Annotated in this window: 14 protein-coding genes; 6 read left to right on the top strand and 8 right to left on the bottom strand. The window is 67.3% G+C overall.

The window, feature by feature from the left end; all coding sequences use genetic code 11:
- Positions 1-145: 145 nt before the first annotated feature.
- The 3 genes from ACGHN1_RS05850 to fsa are packed head-to-tail and all read right to left on the bottom strand — an operon-like array spanning position 146 to position 3,306.
- Positions 146-823, bottom strand: coding sequence for a nitroreductase (locus tag ACGHN1_RS05850; protein ID WP_390549207.1), 678 nt, complete (start codon positions 821-823; stop codon positions 146-148).
- A 1-nt stretch (position 824) separates the two neighbouring features.
- Positions 825-2,645 carry a cobaltochelatase subunit CobT gene (gene cobT / locus ACGHN1_RS05845; protein WP_390549205.1) on the bottom strand — a complete coding sequence of 607 codons (1,821 nt, stop codon included), beginning with the start codon at positions 2,643-2,645 and terminating at the stop codon, positions 825-827.
- Position 2,646: 1 nt separating this feature from the next.
- A complete protein-coding gene (gene fsa, locus ACGHN1_RS05840; RefSeq protein ID WP_390549203.1) occupies positions 2,647-3,306 on the bottom strand; it encodes a fructose-6-phosphate aldolase in 660 nt (219 codons plus the stop codon).
- A gap of 102 nt (positions 3,307-3,408) precedes the next feature.
- Here fsa and ACGHN1_RS05835 point away from each other — a divergent pair, with 102 nt between their 5' ends.
- Positions 3,409-4,056 (top strand): DUF2490 domain-containing protein, encoded by a 648-nt coding sequence (locus ACGHN1_RS05835; RefSeq protein ID WP_390549202.1) that lies wholly within the window; start codon positions 3,409-3,411, stop codon positions 4,054-4,056.
- Between the two features lie 6 nt (positions 4,057-4,062).
- Here ACGHN1_RS05835 and ACGHN1_RS05830 read toward each other — a convergent pair whose 3' ends face one another.
- Positions 4,063-4,767 (bottom strand): DUF4197 domain-containing protein, encoded by a 705-nt coding sequence (locus ACGHN1_RS05830; protein ID WP_390549200.1) that lies wholly within the window; start codon positions 4,765-4,767, stop codon positions 4,063-4,065.
- A 64-nt stretch (positions 4,768-4,831) separates the two neighbouring features.
- Here ACGHN1_RS05830 and ACGHN1_RS05825 point away from each other — a divergent pair, with 64 nt between their 5' ends.
- The 4 genes from ACGHN1_RS05825 to ACGHN1_RS05810 all read left to right on the top strand — a co-directional run bounded on the left by ACGHN1_RS05825 (position 4,832) and on the right by ACGHN1_RS05810 (position 10,338).
- On the top strand, positions 4,832-6,997 hold the full coding sequence (locus tag ACGHN1_RS05825) for a primosomal protein N' (protein ID WP_390549199.1): 2,166 nt from the start codon (positions 4,832-4,834) through the stop codon (positions 6,995-6,997).
- A gap of 34 nt (positions 6,998-7,031) precedes the next feature.
- Complete coding sequence (locus ACGHN1_RS05820; protein ID WP_390549197.1) at positions 7,032-8,597, top strand: cryptochrome/photolyase family protein; 1,566 nt, start codon at positions 7,032-7,034, stop codon at positions 8,595-8,597.
- 209 nt (positions 8,598-8,806) lie between these two features.
- Positions 8,807-9,685 carry an OmpA family protein gene (locus ACGHN1_RS05815; protein ID WP_390549195.1) on the top strand — a complete coding sequence of 293 codons (879 nt, stop codon included), beginning with the start codon at positions 8,807-8,809 and terminating at the stop codon, positions 9,683-9,685.
- A gap of 119 nt (positions 9,686-9,804) precedes the next feature.
- Entirely contained in the window at positions 9,805-10,338 is a 534-nt protein-coding gene (locus tag ACGHN1_RS05810; RefSeq protein WP_390549193.1) for a CinA family protein, read from the top strand.
- Positions 10,339-10,353: 15 nt separating this feature from the next.
- Here ACGHN1_RS05810 and ACGHN1_RS05805 read toward each other — a convergent pair whose 3' ends face one another.
- The 3 genes from ACGHN1_RS05805 to ACGHN1_RS05795 form a co-directional block, all read right to left on the bottom strand.
- A complete protein-coding gene (locus tag ACGHN1_RS05805; RefSeq protein ID WP_390549191.1) occupies positions 10,354-10,710 on the bottom strand; it encodes a response regulator in 357 nt (118 codons plus the stop codon).
- 8 nt (positions 10,711-10,718) lie between these two features.
- Entirely contained in the window at positions 10,719-11,807 is a 1,089-nt protein-coding gene (locus ACGHN1_RS05800) for a PAS domain-containing protein (RefSeq protein WP_390549189.1), read from the bottom strand.
- A 118-nt stretch (positions 11,808-11,925) separates the two neighbouring features.
- Positions 11,926-12,969, bottom strand: a complete 1,044-nt coding sequence (locus tag ACGHN1_RS05795; protein ID WP_390549187.1) for a bifunctional transcriptional activator/DNA repair enzyme AdaA — start codon at positions 12,967-12,969, stop codon at positions 11,926-11,928.
- Between the two features lie 20 nt (positions 12,970-12,989).
- Between ACGHN1_RS05795 and ACGHN1_RS05790 the strand changes: the two genes are divergently transcribed.
- On the top strand, positions 12,990-14,654 hold the full coding sequence (locus ACGHN1_RS05790; protein WP_390549185.1) for a S1C family serine protease: 1,665 nt from the start codon (positions 12,990-12,992) through the stop codon (positions 14,652-14,654).
- On the opposite strand, the gene ACGHN1_RS05785 is transcribed toward ACGHN1_RS05790, so the two are convergent.
- Positions 14,651-15,478: a TauD/TfdA dioxygenase family protein gene (locus ACGHN1_RS05785; RefSeq protein ID WP_390549183.1), complete on the bottom strand. Its 828-nt coding sequence runs from the start codon at positions 15,476-15,478 to the stop codon at positions 14,651-14,653. The genes ACGHN1_RS05790 and ACGHN1_RS05785 overlap by 4 nt on opposite strands.
- Between the last annotated feature and the right edge of the window lie 104 nt (positions 15,479-15,582).

Below are 15,582 nucleotides of genomic sequence, written 5' to 3'. Positions count from 1 at the left end.
GGACCCCTTCCAACCCCGATACGGCTCGGGGCCTCCACGATGCAGCGACTCTTTGTTCTGGTTTGCGGCGCGATCTTACTGCTGCCGGGAATTAAAGGAAAGGCACATGGAGAGGTCCCGCCCTATCCGGGACATAATCGGCGCGTCAGTCCGCGAACCCCGCCCAGCGGATCGCCTCGTCGAGCGGGGCGCGCTTGACCTCGAAGCGGTTCACCGGTGCCTCCGTGTCGCGGTAGCCGATCGCCATGCCGCAGAAGAAGATATGGTCCTCGGGAATGTCCACCACCTCGCGGATCTGCGGCGAATAGACCGCCCAGGCTTCCTGGAAGCAGCAGTCGAGCCCTTCCTCGCGCAGCAGCAGCGCGATGGTCTGGAGCCACATGCCGATGTCGCTCCACTGCGGAGGGCCCATGTATTTCGGCGTGTGGACCAGCATCAGCACCGGCGCCCCGAAGGCGCGGAAGTTTTCCGCGAACCACATCAACCGCTTGCCCTTCTCCTCGCGCGAGATTTCGAGCGCGCCGTAGAGGTCCTCGCCGACCCCGAAGCGCCGTTCCTCGTAGGCTCCGTCGAGTTCAGGCGGGTAGATGTGGTACTCGGGAGCATGTGCCTCGCGGCCCTTGGGAAATTCCTGCGCGACTCGGTCGAACAGCCTCTGCTTGGGTTCTCCGGTGAGGACGATCCCGTGCCACGGCTGCGTGTTGCCGCCCGAGGGGGCGCGCTGCGCCTTCTCGAACACCCGTGCGAGCAGCTCCCGATCGACCGCTTGATCGGTGAATTTGCGCACCGAACGGCGGCTGGCGACGGCTTCGGAAACATTCATGTCAGTTCTCCACCTCGAACAGCCCAGCCAGCTGCTCGATGATCGTCCCGCCGAGCTGCTCCACGTCCATGATCGTCACCGAGCGCCTGTAGTAGCGCGTCACGTCGTGGCCGATGCCGATGGCGGCGAGCTGGACCGGCGACTGCTTCTCGATCCAGTCGATCACGCGGCGCAAATGGCTCTCGAGATAGCCGGCGGCGTTGACGCTGAGCGTGCTGTCGTCGACCGGCGCGCCGTCCGATATCACCATCAGGATGCGGCGGTCCTCGGGGCGGCGGAGCAGGCGGTCGTGCGCCCACAGCAGTGCCTCGCCGTCGATGTTCTCCTTGAGCAGCCCCTCGCGCATCATCAGGCCGAGGTTGCGGCGCGCGCGGCGCCAGGGCTCGTCGGCCTGCTTGTAGAGAATATGCCGGATGTCGTTGAGGCGCCCCGGCTTTTCGGGGCGCCCGTCGGCAAGCCATTTCTCACGGCTCTGTCCGCCCTTCCAGGCGCGGGTGGTGAAACCCAGGATTTCGGTCTTCACCCCGCACCGCTCCAGCGTGCGGGCAAGGATGTCCGCGCTGATCGCCGCGATGCTGATCGGTCGCCCGCGCATCGAGCCCGAATTGTCGATCAGCAGAGTCACGACCGTGTCCTTGAACTGGGTGTCCCGCTCGATCTTGTAGGACAGCGAATGGCCGGGGCTGACGACCACCCGCGCCAGCCGTGCGGCGTCGAGCATCCCCTCTTCCTGGTCGAAATCCCAGCTGCGGTTCTGCTGCGCCATCAGCCGGCGCTGGAGACGGTTGGCGAGCCGGGTCACCACGCCCTGTAGTCCGGCGAGCTGGCTGTCGAGATAGGTCCGCAGCCGTTCGAGCTCTTCCGGGTCGCACAGCTCGTCCGCCTCGACCACTTCGTCGAACGCATCGGTAAAGGCCCGGTAGTCGAAATCCTCCGGCTCCTCGGTCCAGGGCCGGTTGGGGCGGACCGGCTGCATGCCCTCCTCGCCATCGTCGGAGGGGTCGCCGTCCGACATCTCGGTTTCGCCCTCGCTGTCGCTCTCGCCGTCGGCATCCTCGCCGTCGGCCATCTCGCCGGCGGCTTCGGCGGGTTGCGGCTCGGCATCGCCCTCGTCCGGCTCATCGCCGCTCTCGTCCTCTTCGGGCGCCTCGCCCTCGTCCTCGTCGCCGCCATCGTCGCCGTCCTCGGGTGCTTCGGGCAGGGTGAGATCGAGATGACGCAACATGTCGAGAGCAACCGATTGAAACGCCTGCTGATCGTCGAGCTTCTCCACCAGGCCGTCGAGATCGCCGCCGATCCTGGCCAGCACGTCCTCGCGCACCATGTCGACCGCGTCCCGGGCCCGGTCCGGCACCGCCTGTCCGGTCAGCGCCTCGCGCAGCATCAGCGAGAGCGCTGCGGGAAGCGGCACCTCGCCAGGCTCGTCGGCCCGGGTGATCGGGTCGCCGCGCGTGCGCATCTCCACCGCCGCGTCGAGATTCGCTCGGATGCCGGAATAGCGCGTGGTCCCGAGCGCCTCGTAGCGCACCTGCTCCATCGCATCGAAACAGGCGCGGGCGATCGGTTCGGGCGGGGCGCCCCGCGCGTGCACGCCCTCGTCGTGATGGCGCAGCCTCAAGGCGTAGCTGTCGGCGAACCCGCGCGCCTCGCGCGCTTGGTCGGCGGGCAATTCGCGGCCCGGCAGGGGCACGCGCATGTTCTTGCCGTTCTGCGTCGGCGCATCGGCGCTCCACGCAACCTCGACCTCGGGCTCGCGCGCCAGCGCCCGGGCAGTCCCGGTCAGCGCCTGCTTGAACAGGTCGAGGGGGGTCCGGTCCGCCAAGTCAGTTCTTCAGGATCGACTGCCCGGTGCCCTGCCAATCCTTGAGGAAGCCTTCGATCCCCTTGTCGGTCAGCACGTGGTTCACCAGCGATTTGATGACCTTGGGCGGGGCGGTCATGACATCGGCGCCGATACGCGCGCTCTCGAGCACGTGCGTGACATGGCGCACGCTCGCCACCAGGATCTCGGTGTCGAACAGATAATTGTCGTAGATCAATCGGATGTCGCGGATAAGTTCCATCCCGTCGAACCCGTTGTCGTCGTGTCGGCCGACGAAGGGCGAAACGAATGTCGCGCCCGCCTTGGCCGCGAGCAGCGCCTGGTTGGCGGAAAAGCACAGGGTGACGTTGACCATTGTTCCGTCGCCCGTCAGCTTGCGGCAGGTCTTAAGCCCGTCGATCGTGAGGGGGACCTTGATGCAGACATTGTCGGCGATCTTCCGCAGAACCTCCGCCTCCTTCATCATCGTGTCGTGATCCAGCGCCACGACCTCGGCGCTCACCGGCCCATCGACGATGCCGCAGATTTCCTTCGTCACTTCGAGAAAGGACCGGCCCGATTTGGCGATGAGCGATGGATTGGTGGTCACGCCGTCGAGCAGGCCGGCTTCCGCCAGATCGCGGATGTCGTCTATTTCGGCGGTATCGGCAAAGAATTTCACGGCTAGATGCTCCTGTCACGAACCGGTCATAAAGTTCGTCTGGGGAAAAGTTTCAATTCGATGTCGGTTTCACGACCGATTTTCAACCGAAGGACCCATTCCGTGTCGAACAGAATCCTCGCTTTCGCAATCGGCTTTGCCGGTCTGGGCGCCTCTTTGCAACCGACCGGCGCGGCAGCGGCCACCAGCGACGACGAGTTGTGGATCGAGACTTCGGTGAACGGCGAGATCGCTCCCGAAACCGGTTTCAAGTTCGAGCTCGAGACACGCCGCCGCGATGGGCCTGACGAGTACATCGTCGGCGCCGAAGTCAACACCGCCGTGGCGAACGGGATCGCCCTGGGCGGCGGAATGGAGATCCACGACGAGGATGGCTTTACCGAAGTGCGCCCCTATCAGCAGGTGACCATCGGGATCGGCAAATTCGACCTGCGCAGCCGGATCGAGGAGCGGTTCTACGACGATTCCGACCAAATGGCGCTGCGCCTGCGGCAGCGCGTCCGTTTCCGCACCGACATCGGAGCCGGCTTCGGCGGCTTCGCTTCGGGCGAGCTGCTCTATCAGCTGCGTGATCGGCTGAACGGCGGACCCAGCCGCATAGACCAGTGGCGCGCGAACATCGGCGCCACCCGTGAGATTGCCCCCGGACTCGATCTGACGGCGGGATATCTGTTCATCATCCGTCCGCGCGACAATGGGGCGACTTCGCACACCCACGTCGGCCAGCTTTCCCTGTCCTACGACCTGTAGGGGTTCCTACAGGATCGCATCGGCCGAAAAGATACCGATGATGGCCGGATCCCGGGTCGAGCGCGGATCGCGACGGATCGCCGCCTCTTCGGCCCCGATCTCGCGCCAGATGGTCTCGTCGATCGTGTCGGCCACCCGCGTCGCCACCCCGCCGACATCGACCCCGGTGAGACCGGCGAGCAGTTCGCCGACGAGCGGATCGGAAGCGACCCGCATCGCCTGGCCGAGTTCGGGGACCATGGCGTCGACCAGCCGGGTGCCGAGATTTCCGCGCAGAAATGCGGTCGCCGCGGTCGGCCCGCCGCGAACCAGATCGACGGCGTTCTGAAAGCCGATCACGCGCACCGCATCGGTAACGATCGGCGCGGCGCGCTCCGCCCCGCGATAGGCGATGTCGGCAAAGGCGCTTTCCAGCCGCGTCTTGAACAGGGTGCTGGTGAGGATGCGCGTGAGCACGTCGCCGCGCGTGCCGAGGACATTGCCGAGCCCGAGCGTCGCCACCTGACTATCCCAATAGCCGCCGTCGAGCATGCGGGCGAAGGCGCGTTCGCTGGAGAGGAACAACAGGCGCTGGACGGCGTCGACGAGAGAGAAGCCGCCATATCCTCCCGCGCAGCCGGCGAGCGAGATCGCACCCAGCGCCGCGCCGCCGCCCATCGTCCGCGTCATGAAGGCCCGGCGGCCTGTGGTGCGTTCGAGAATTCGATCCATTATCCGCGACTCCTTCGTCTCCGCCCTTGTTCCGGCCAGCTTGCCCTGCCCATATGGCCCGGGCATGAACCGCGTGCGCTGCCTCGTCCTCAATGCCGCCCTCGGGCCGCTCGACTACCGCGTGCCCGAGGGCATGGCGGTCGAGGCGGGTTCGGTCGTCGCCTGTCCTCTGGGGCCCCGGACCGTGATTGGGATCGTCTGGGAGGCCGAACGGCTGCCGGGAACCGACGTTCCGGCAGAGAAGCTGCGTCCCTTGCGCGAAATCCTGCCCGTGCCCCCGCTCCCGGCTCCGCTGCGCCGACTCATCGAGTGGACGGCGGATTACTACGTCGCGCCGCTGGCGGCGGTCACGCGGATGGCGCTGTCCTCCGGCGGCGCGCTCAAGGGCCCGGCGACGATGGTCGAATATCGCCTGACGGGCGGCATGCCGGAACGGATGACCCCGCAACGACAGACGGCAATGGAAGCGCTGGAGAACGAACAGGCGACGATCCGCGAGCTCGCCGGCATCGCTGGGGTCTCCGAAGGGGTTTTGCGCGGACTGGTGAACCAGGGCGTGCTCGAGCCGGTCGAGGTCGATTGCGACCGACCCTACCACCAGGCGCGGCCGGACTTCGCGCGGGTCGATCTCAATCCGGAACAGGCCGAGGCCGCCGAAGTGTTCGCCGCGGCGGTCCGGAGGCGGGAGTTCGCGCCCTTCCTGCTCGACGGCGTGACCGGATCGGGGAAGACCGAGACCTATTTCGAACCCGTCGCCGAAGCGATCCGCGCTGGGCGGCAGGTGCTCGTTCTCCTTCCCGAGATCGCGCTGACCGAGGCTTTCCTCGGGCGCTTCGAGGCCCGGTTCGGGGCCAAACCGGTGCTCTGGCACTCCAGCCTCAAGTCGACCGAACGCCGCCGCGCCTGGCGGTCCATCGCCGCGGGAGAGGCGCAGGTGGTGGTCGGCGCGCGTTCGGCGCTGTTCCTGCCCTTCCCCGGCCTCGGCCTGATCGTCATCGACGAGGCGCACGAGGTCAGCTTCAAGCAGGACGACGGGGTGCGCTACAACGCCCGCGACGTCGCCGTGATGCGTGCCCGGTTCGAAGGCGTGCCGGTGATCCTGGCCAGCGCAACCCCCGCGCTGGAAAGCCTGGCGATGGCGGAAAACGGCACCTACGCGAAGATCGACCTGCCGAGCCGCTACGGCGCGGCCGAGCTCCCGGCGATCCGTACCATCGACCTGACGGAAGAGAAGCCGGGACGCGGTGCCTGGCTCGCCGGGCCGCTGGTGACTGCGCTGGAAGATCGGCTCGACCGGGGGGAACAGTCGCTGCTGTTCCTCAACCGCCGCGGCTATGCGCCGCTGACGCTGTGCCGCAATTGCGGGTTCCGGTTCCAGTGCCCCAATTGCAGCGCCTGGCTGGTCGAGCACCGCTTCTCCCGGCGCCTCGCCTGCCACCACTGCGGCCACGAGACCGCGCCGCCCGAAACCTGCCCCGAATGCGGCGAGCCCGACTGCCTGGTGGCCTGCGGACCGGGGGTTGAGCGGATCGCCGACGAGGTCGCCGAACGCCTGCCCGATGCGCGCACGTTCGTGGCGACGTCGGACACGCTCAACTCGCCGGGCCGCGCGGCCGAATTCGTCGCCCTGGTCGAGGGCGGCGCGGTCGATATCATCATCGGCACCCAGCTCGTTACCAAGGGATTCCACTTTCCCGAACTCACGCTGGTCGGCGTGGTCGATGCCGATCTCGGCCTCGAGGGCGGCGATCTGCGCGCGGCCGAGCGCACCTACCAGCAGATCGCCCAGGTCGCCGGACGCGCCGGGCGCGGCGACAAGCCGGGCGAGGTGCTGCTCCAGACCCGCCACCCCGAGGCGCCGGTGATCGCCGCGCTGGCCCAGGGCGACCGCGACGGGTTCTACGAAGCCGAGACCGAGGCCCGCCGCTTCGCCGGTGCCCCGCCCTTCGGCCGCTGGGCGGCGATCATCGTCTCCAGCGAGGAGGAAAGCGAGGCGCGCGAAGCCGCCAACCGCATCGGCCGCGCGCGCCCCGCGCAGGACGAACTGGCGATCTACGGCCCCGCCCCCGCCCCGCTCAGCCTGCTGCGCAATCGCTACCGCTACCGCCTGCTGATCAACGCGCGGCGCAGCGCGCAGCTGCAGGACACCATCCGCGAATGGCTCGGCGCGCTCGATCACCCCGCCGGCGTGCGGGTGGCGGTGGATATCGATCCCTACAGCTTCGTCTGAGGCACCATTCGCGAGGAGCGGCATTGATGCGGGGATGCCCGGCCCCGTCCTAGTCCCCATCCTCGGCGATCAGCTCACCCGCGATCTCGCGAGCCTGCGCGGGCGGACCAAGGACGATACCGTCGTCCTGATGATGGAGGTCTGGGACGAGGCGACCTACGTCAAACATCACAAGCAGAAGATCGTCCTGGTCTTTTCCGCCATGCGCCATTTCGCCGGCGAACTGGAAGCGGCGGGCTGGACCGTCGACTACGTCAAGCTCGGCGATGCCGACAACGCCGGCAGCTTCACCGGCGAACTCGCGCGCGCGATCGAGCGGCACGCGCCGCGGCTGGTCAGCGTGGTCGAGGCGGGCGAATGGCGGGTGCGGGAGGATATGGACCAGTGGGCGGACAAGTTCGCCTGCGAGGTCGAGATCCTGCGCGACGATCGCTTCGTGTGCAGCCAATCCGAATTCGAGGAATGGGCGAGGGACCGCAAGGACCTGCGCATGGAATTCTTCTACCGCGAAATGCGGCGCAAGACCGGGCTGCTGATGACCGCAGAGGGCAAACCCGAAGGCGGCGAATGGAATTACGACAGCGAGAACCGCAAGCCGCCCAAGGAAGGACTGTCGGCACCCGAACGCCCCAAATTCGAACCCGACGCGATCACTCAAGAGGTGATCGAGCTCGTCCAGGACCGCTTCGCCGATCATTTCGGTTCGCTGGAGCGGTTCGAATGGCCCGTCACCCGCAAGGAGGCGGAAGCGGCCGCCGACGCCTTCTTTACCGAGCGGATCGAATGCTTCGGCCCCTATCAGGATGCGATGGTGGCGGGCGAGGACGATCTGTTCCACTCGATGCTGTCGACCAGCATCAATCTCGGCCTGCTCGATCCCCTGGCGCTGTGCGAGCGGGCGGAGGCGGCCTGGCGCGAGGGCAAGGCGCCGCTCAACAGCGTCGAGGGCTTTATCCGCCAGATCATCGGCTGGCGCGAATATGTCCGTGGCTTCTACTGGCACCAGATGCCGCATCTGCAGAAGGCGAATGCCCTGAACGCGCAGCGCGCCTTGCCCGAATTCTACTGGACCGGCGAGACCGAGATGGCCTGCCTTGCCGACTGCATCCGCTCGACCCGCGACAATGCTCATGCGCATCACATCCAGCGGCTGATGGTGCTGGGCAATTTCTGCCTCCTCGCCGGAATCGATCCGCGCGCGGTGCAGGACTGGTATCTGGTGGTCTATGCCGATGCCTATGAATGGGTCGAGCTGCCCAACGTCGCGGCGATGATCCTCTATGCCGACGGCGGGAGGCTGGCGTCCAAACCCTATGCGGCGAGCGGCAATTATATCAACAAGATGAGCGATTACTGCTCGGGTTGCACCTACTCGCCCCACAAGAAGACCGGCGAAGGCGCCTGCCCCTTCAATCCGCTCTATTGGCACTTCATGGCCCGCCACCGCGAACGGTTGGAGAGCAACCACCGCATCGGGCGCATCTACGCGACGTGGGACCGGATGGGCAATGAAAGGCAGCAGGCGTATCTCGACAGCGCCGAGGGATTCCTTGCCACGCTGACGCCCGCGCAACACGGCTGGGCGCGCCGGGAGAACTGATCCGGCAAACGACTCGTCGCAGAATGGGCCCAAGCGGTCCCCCGGCGCTCGCCGCGGCGGAACCGGCAGCATAGTGGCGAGATTGTGGCCGTCATGGATTGCTCGTCGGCATCGACGAACGATCCGGTCCGTCTGGGGGTCCAGTAACCCCGACCCGGCGCGCTTTGGGGTAAGCGCCGGTCGGCCCGTGGATTGCAAGGAGTATTCATATGCGTACCATCTTCACCAGCGCCATCGCGATGGCCGGAATGATGTCCGCGCCGCTCGTGGCGCAGCAGTATCAGCCGACGAACGAGCCCGGATATGCCGGTGACGAGGTCGTGGTGACCGGCAACATCCCCTCCGACCTTTCCGGCATGGCCGCAGGTCCCGATGTCGAAGGCATCATCTCCGCCCGCGAAGGCGAGCGCATAGAGGTGGTGGCGGCTGACGGGACGCGCACCGTGGTGGCGATCAGCCCCGCGACCGAAATCCGCAGCAGCGGCGGCTTTCTGGGTCTCGACCGCGATACATTGAACAGTTCGCAACTGCTCAACGGCATCCCGGTCGAGATCGAGACCGTCGAATGGGGCGGCGGCAGCCTGATCGCCAACCGCGTCGCGCTCAAGAGCCGCGACCTCAGGACCGCGCAGATGATCCAGAACGCCACCGACCAGCGCTTCACCGCCAACGAGGCGGCGACCGAGGCGCTGCGCGGCCGCGTCGCCAATATCGACGAATACAACATCAAGGGCGTCACAAACGTCTATTTCGACACCGGCGAATACGATCTGTCGGAGGAAGCCCGGGCCAATCTGTGCAGCGCGGCGCAGCAGGCGAATGCGACCGACAACGCCCTCCTGCTCGTCGTCGGCTATACCGATTCGACCGGAACCTACGAGATCAACCAGGATCTGAGCGAAAAGCGTGCCACGCGCGTGGTGAACTACCTCCAGCAGCAGTGCGGCTGGCAGCCCTACCGGATGATGACGCCGACTGGAATGGCCGAGGCCGATCCGGCGGCCGACAACACCACCGATTACGGCAAGGCGCAGAACCGCCGGGTGGCGGTGAACATCCTCGTCAGCAAGAGCGTCGACGGGATCTGACACCTCCGGGAACATCGCTATGGGGCGGGCCCTGGGGCCCGCCCCATTTGTTTGTTTCGAAACACCTGTGCCCCCGACCCGTTCTCACGCTGACCGGAAAATGACGTAAGGGGATCGGGATGAACGACCGAGCAGGCGAACTGGAGGCGGCGATTCCCTCCGACATCCTCGACCTGGCATGGAAGGTGTTGCAGGCGGCCAAGGACGGGGAGGTCATGCTGGCGACGGCGGAAAGCTGCACGGGCGGTCTGCTCGCCGCCCTGCTGACCGATGTCAGCGGTTTCGGCCGCGTCTTCGACCGCGGTTTCGTGTCCTATTCGGACCGGGCGAAATGCGATCTTCTGGGTATCGAGCGGCAGATGGTTGACGATTGTGGCGCGGTCAGCCGGCAGGTCGCCGAAGCCATGGCCAAGGGCGCGCTCGATCGGTCGCAGGCCGATATCGCGGTGTCGGTGACGGGCTTCGCGGGGCCGGGCGCCGAGGACGACGAGGAAGGGCTGGTCCACTTCGCCCTGGCCACGCGCGACGGCGCTCTCTCCCGTCGCGAGGAGCATTTCGGCCCGATCGGGCGCGACGGCGTGCGGATCGCCGCACTGCGCGTGGCGCTAACCATGATGGACGAGTCGCTGGCGGAAATCGAAATCGGCGTCTGAGCGGGCGAGCCCGCGTCAGGCGTTCTCGCCGATCATGTCGAGAAGCCGCTGGACGACGTCGTCCGAAGGGCGCGGCTTGGCGATCACCGGCGCATCGATGTCCCGGAGCCGTTCCCCCACACGATCGAGGTCGCCGGTGTGGAGCAGGAAGGGAATGCCGCGTCTGGTTAGTTCGGTGGCGGTGGGCTGGCAGGTCTCTCCCCCGCCCAGGCTGACATCGAGGATCGCGCCGGCGATCCGGTGCTTCTCGATGCAGGCGATCGCCTCGGCATTGTCGGCGGCCACGACCGCTTCGAGATTCAGGTCCTCGAAAGCGTATTTCAGGTCCATCGCGATCAGGGGTTCGTCTTCGAGGACGAGAAAGGTCTGCATCGGTTCCTTCACCTGTTCGCGATCGGCAGGATCACCTGCGCGCGCAGGCCGTCCTCTTCCCAGTGCTTGTCGAGCACGCCGCGCGCGTGGCTAAGCAAGGTGTCGGCGATGTCGAAGCCCGTCCCGCCGGTTTCGGGCGTTCCGGAAACACGGGGACCGCCGCGCTCCTTCCAGTCGATTTCCAGCGAATTGCGCCCGAGCCGGTCCTTGGCATGCTGCCAGGACACTTCCACCTTGCCCTCCTTGGTCGAGAGGGCCCCGTACTTCGTGGCATTGGTCGCGAGCTCGTGGAGCGTCAGGCCGATGGCGGAGATCGCGTTGGGTTCGGTCCGTATGCCGTTGCCGGAGAAGACGAAGCGATCGCCTTCCGGATCGTAGGGCGAGAGCACCGAACGGATCGCCTGACCGACGTGGATGGTGCCGAGCGCGGCATCGTCCAGCGTCGGCTCGTAGGATCGCCCGAGCGCCTGAACCCGCTCGTTTATCTTCCTTGCAACATCGCGCGCATCCATCGAGCGGCCGGTAATGTTCACGATCCCGCCGATGACGGCGAAGACGTTCTTCAATCGATGCGAGACCTCGCGCGCCATGGCCTTGGCGTGGCGTTCCTCGGCGCGGGACTGGTGGATGTCGGTGACGTCCCACTGGCTGCCGAAGAAATATTTGAGCTTGCCGTCGTCGTCGTAGATCGGCCCCAGATGGAGCGTGTTCCAGAAGCTCGAGCCGTCCTTGCGGTAGTTCAGGATCTCGACGACCACCACGGTCTCGTCCTTGATCGCGCGGCGAATCTTGCCGACCTGTTCCTGATCGGTATCGGGACCTTGCAGAAAACGGCAGTTGCGGCCGATGATCTCGCTGGCCTGGTAACCGGTAAGTTGCTGGAAGGCCTCGTTGCAAAAGATGATGGGATCGTCCGGCAGACGCGGGTCGGTCAGGCAGACCGCCATGCGGGTCTGCGCCATCGCCTGTTCGAACAGCAGGCCGGTGGCGCCGTCGAACGGGTCCAGCGCCTCTCCACGACGCAGGATCGCGCGATGCGCCTGATCCGACGATCGCAGTTCCGCTTCCTTTTTGCCCTCGGGCTCTTGGTCGGCCAATGTCCGTCGCTTTCCAGAACAGCCGCGCCGATGCGCGCTGCCAATCGGTCTCTACGCTACCCTCAAGCGCGTCAATCCCGAAACGAGGCAATCGGTTCCGAGGGTTATAGGCCGCGGACTAGTCGCGCTTCTCCCGGCGGAGCAGTTCGGCCTTGATCGCCGTGCCATATGCATATCCCCCCAGCCCGCCGTCGGCTGCAATCACCCGGTGACAGGGGATGAGCACCGCGACGTGATTGGCGCCGTTGGCACCGCCCACCGCCCGGCTGGCTCCCGGGCTGCCGAGCGCGGCCGCGATCGCGCCGTAGCTGCGGGTCTCGCCTGCCGGAATTTCGCGCAGCGCCTGCCAGACGCGGTGCTGGAAGGCGGTGCCCTTGACGTCGAGCGGGATGTCCGCGCCCGTCCCGGGCTGCTCCACCGCCGCGGTCACCTCTTCGAACAGCGCGCGAAAGTCCCGACCGGCCGGGACCAGCTCGGCGGCCGGGAAGCGCGCCCGCAACTGTTCCTCCCCCTCGCCGAACGCAAGGCAGCACACCCCCTTGTCGGTCGCCGCGACCAGCATGTCGCCGAGCGTCGTCTCGACCACCGCCCAGTGGATCGTGCGGCCCCTGCCGCCGGCCTGCCAGTCGCTCGCACTCATGCCGTTGTCCTTCCTGTCCTCGTAGAAGCGCGAAGGCGCGCCGTAGCCGGCGGTGTAGATCGCCCCGGTCACGCTCTCGCTGCCGGCAAGCGCCGCGCCCGCCCGCTCGCGGCGCAGCGCGCGCTGGTAGGCGGCGGGCGAGAGGCCCACCGCGCGGGTGAAGATGCGCTGCAGATGCGCCGGCGAATAATCGGTCAGCCGCCCCAGCCGTTCGAGCGGAACCGCCTCCTCGGCATCGCGCAGGATCGCCAGCGCCGCCAGCACCGCAGCCTCGTCGCGGCTCTGGCGATCGGGCGCGCAGCGCTTGCAGGCGCGCAGCCCCGCCGCCTCGGCCGCCTCGGGTCCGGAATAGAAACGCACGTTCTCGCGCAGCGGCGTGCGGGCCGGGCACGAAGGGCGGCAATAGATGCCGGTCGAATGGACGCCGGTCACGAAGACGCCGTCGAAGCGCCGATCGCGGGCGATTGCGATGCGCCAGCGATCGTCGTCCGAGAGCGGCGGGGTGGGAGCGGCGGGGTTCATACGGTGGATCGATAGAGCCTGTGGGCAGACTGCGCATCCCGGAGCTTGCGGTCAATGTCGGGCGCGCGGTAATGCGCGCGGCGATGGTCCGTTTCCTCGCACTGATCGCCACGCTCTGGGCCCTCGCCTTCGCCGGCCTGGCCAAGGCGGAACCGGCCGACATCGACGCGGCGGCACGCGGCGTTGTCCGGGTCATCGTGATCGGGACGGAAGGCGAAGAGGTCTATCCGGTCAGCCACGGCACCGGCTTCGCGGTGTCCCAGGGCCGCATCGTCACCAATGCCCATGTCGTGCGCGACGCCGTTCGCGACGGCGCGCTGCGGATCGGCATCGTCCCTTCGGACGGCGGCGAGGCGGTGGAAGGACGGATCGTCGCGCTCTCGCCGCGCAACGATCTCGCGCTCATCGCCATCGAGGGCGATCTGCGCCTGCCGCCGCTGACGCTCGCCAGCGGCGCGGCGGGCGACAGCGGCGAGGTCTATTCGGTCGGCTATCCGATGAACGTCGACCGGGCGCAGGGGCTGGGCGCAGGCGACATCTTCCAGGCGCAGCCGCCGGTGAAGAGCCGCGGATTCCTTTCCGGCACGCGCCCCAGCCGCGAGTTCGACACGGTGCTCCACACCGCGCCGATCGCGCGCGGCAATTCGGGCGGGCCGCTGCTCGACGGCTGCGGCCGGGTGCTGGGCGTCAACAGCTTCGGCGCGGATTCGGGCGGATCGGACGCGGAATTCTACTTCGCCGTCTCCAACCGGGAACTGCTTCCCTTCCTCCGCGCCAACGGGATCGAGCCGCGGGTCAACGACACCGCCTGCCGCAGCCTCGCCGACCTGGAGGAGGAGGAACGCGCCCGACTGGAGGCGGAACAGGAGCGGGCCCGCGCGAACCTCGCCGACCGCAGCGAAGCCCAGCGCGAGAGGCGCGACCGCGCGCGCTTCGAGGCCGAGATGCAGGTCCGCGACGAGCGCGACGACCGCATGCTCGCGACCATGCTGATGCTGCTCGTCGCTGCCGGGCTCGCCTGGTGGGCCGTCGAGAAGCGCGAACGCCCCGTACCCGACGAGGACGGCGTTGCCGCTACCGGTCTCGCCGGCTGGCCGCAGCGCAACCGGATCGTGGCGGTGGCAGCGATCGCCGTCCTGCTTGCGGCACTGATGCTCCACATCACCCGGCCCGGGATCGACGAGATCGACCGCCGCGTGGCCAACGCCATGGGCGAAGGCGAGGACACCGCCGGGGACACGGCCGGGGGCGACGACGCTACCGCCGGCGACCCCGCCACACGCTCCTACGTCTGCACCATCGACCCGCAGCGCAGCCGGATCACCAGCGCCCAGACCGGCGATATCACCTTCGAGTGGTCGCCCGGAGGCTGCGTCAACGGTCGCACGCAATATGGATATGCCGCGGGAAGCTGGTCGCGGGTGCTGGTTCCGAACGACGAACAGGCGGTTTCGGTCAACAGCTTCGATCCCGACCGCGAGGTGTTCCGGACCGAGCGCTACCTCCTCGGACGCGAGGCGATGGCCGAGGCACGAGATGCGCGCGGCGACTACGCGGCGCCGAGCTGCGAGGCCGAGGATGCGAGCGCGTCCCTGGGCGAACGCCAGAGCGCCGTGCTGGCGACCTTACCGAGCAATCCCAACGAACGGCTGGTCTACGACTGCCGGGTGACCGAAGGCGGCTAGGCCGCCAGCGCCTCGCCGGTCAGCGTGATGCGGTGCATCTCGCGCGCGTGGCCGTGATAGTCGTTGACGGCGAGGTGCCAGGTGGTGCGGTTGTCCCAGATCGCCACCGTGCCGTCTTTCCACTCCACGCGGCACTGATGTTCGGGCAGCATCGCGTGGGCGAACAGCTCCTGCAGCAGCGGCAGGCTTTCCTCGCGAGTCTGCCCGGTGAAGTGGATGGTGAAGCCGGGATTGACGTAGAGCAGCTTCCGGCCGGTCTGCGGATGGCGGATCACCACCGGGTGTGTGGCGCCGGTCTTCATCTCCTGCCCGCGCAGCTCGCTGCCCTGATCGGTCTGCGCGTAGAGACCGTCGGGCGCATAGATGTGGTCGGCGGTGTGGAAGGCGGTCATCCCCTCCAGCCGCTCCTTCATTTCCTTCGGCAGCGAATCGTAGGCCGCGCCCATATGCGCCCACAGCGTGTCGCCGCCCTTGGGCGGGAGCGTGCGCGCAACCAGCACCGATCCCATCGCGGGCACCTGGTCGTAGGAATGGTCGGTATGCCAGCCGCCGCCGATATTGGTGGTCTGGTTCTCCGCCTTGCGGACCACCGCGATCTCGGGGTGAGCGTCCGTCAGCGGGAAATAGTTGTTGATGTCGATCCCGCCCCAGCGCCGGGCGAAGGCGATATGCTGTTCGGGCGTGAAGCGCTGGTCGCGGAACACCGCCACCCCGTGGCGATAGGTCGCCTGCCGTATCGCATCGAGCGTCTCGCCCTCCGCCTCCGCCAGTTGGATCCCGACTATCTCGACCCCGCACCCCGGTGCCATCGCGCGCTGTTCCATCGCCTCTCTCCTCTCGATCGCGCATTTTATGCAACCTGACTTGCGAGTCCAGCGAATCGGCCACCCGCCGGTTGCAAACCCCCGGACCCGATGCTAACCGCGCG

Source organism: Qipengyuania sp. MTN3-11 (assembly GCF_042851825.1).
Lineage (GTDB): Bacteria > Pseudomonadota > Alphaproteobacteria > Sphingomonadales > Sphingomonadaceae > Qipengyuania.
Note: the sequence above shows the minus strand (reverse complement) of the source record. Positions and strands in the feature narration are given on the sequence as shown.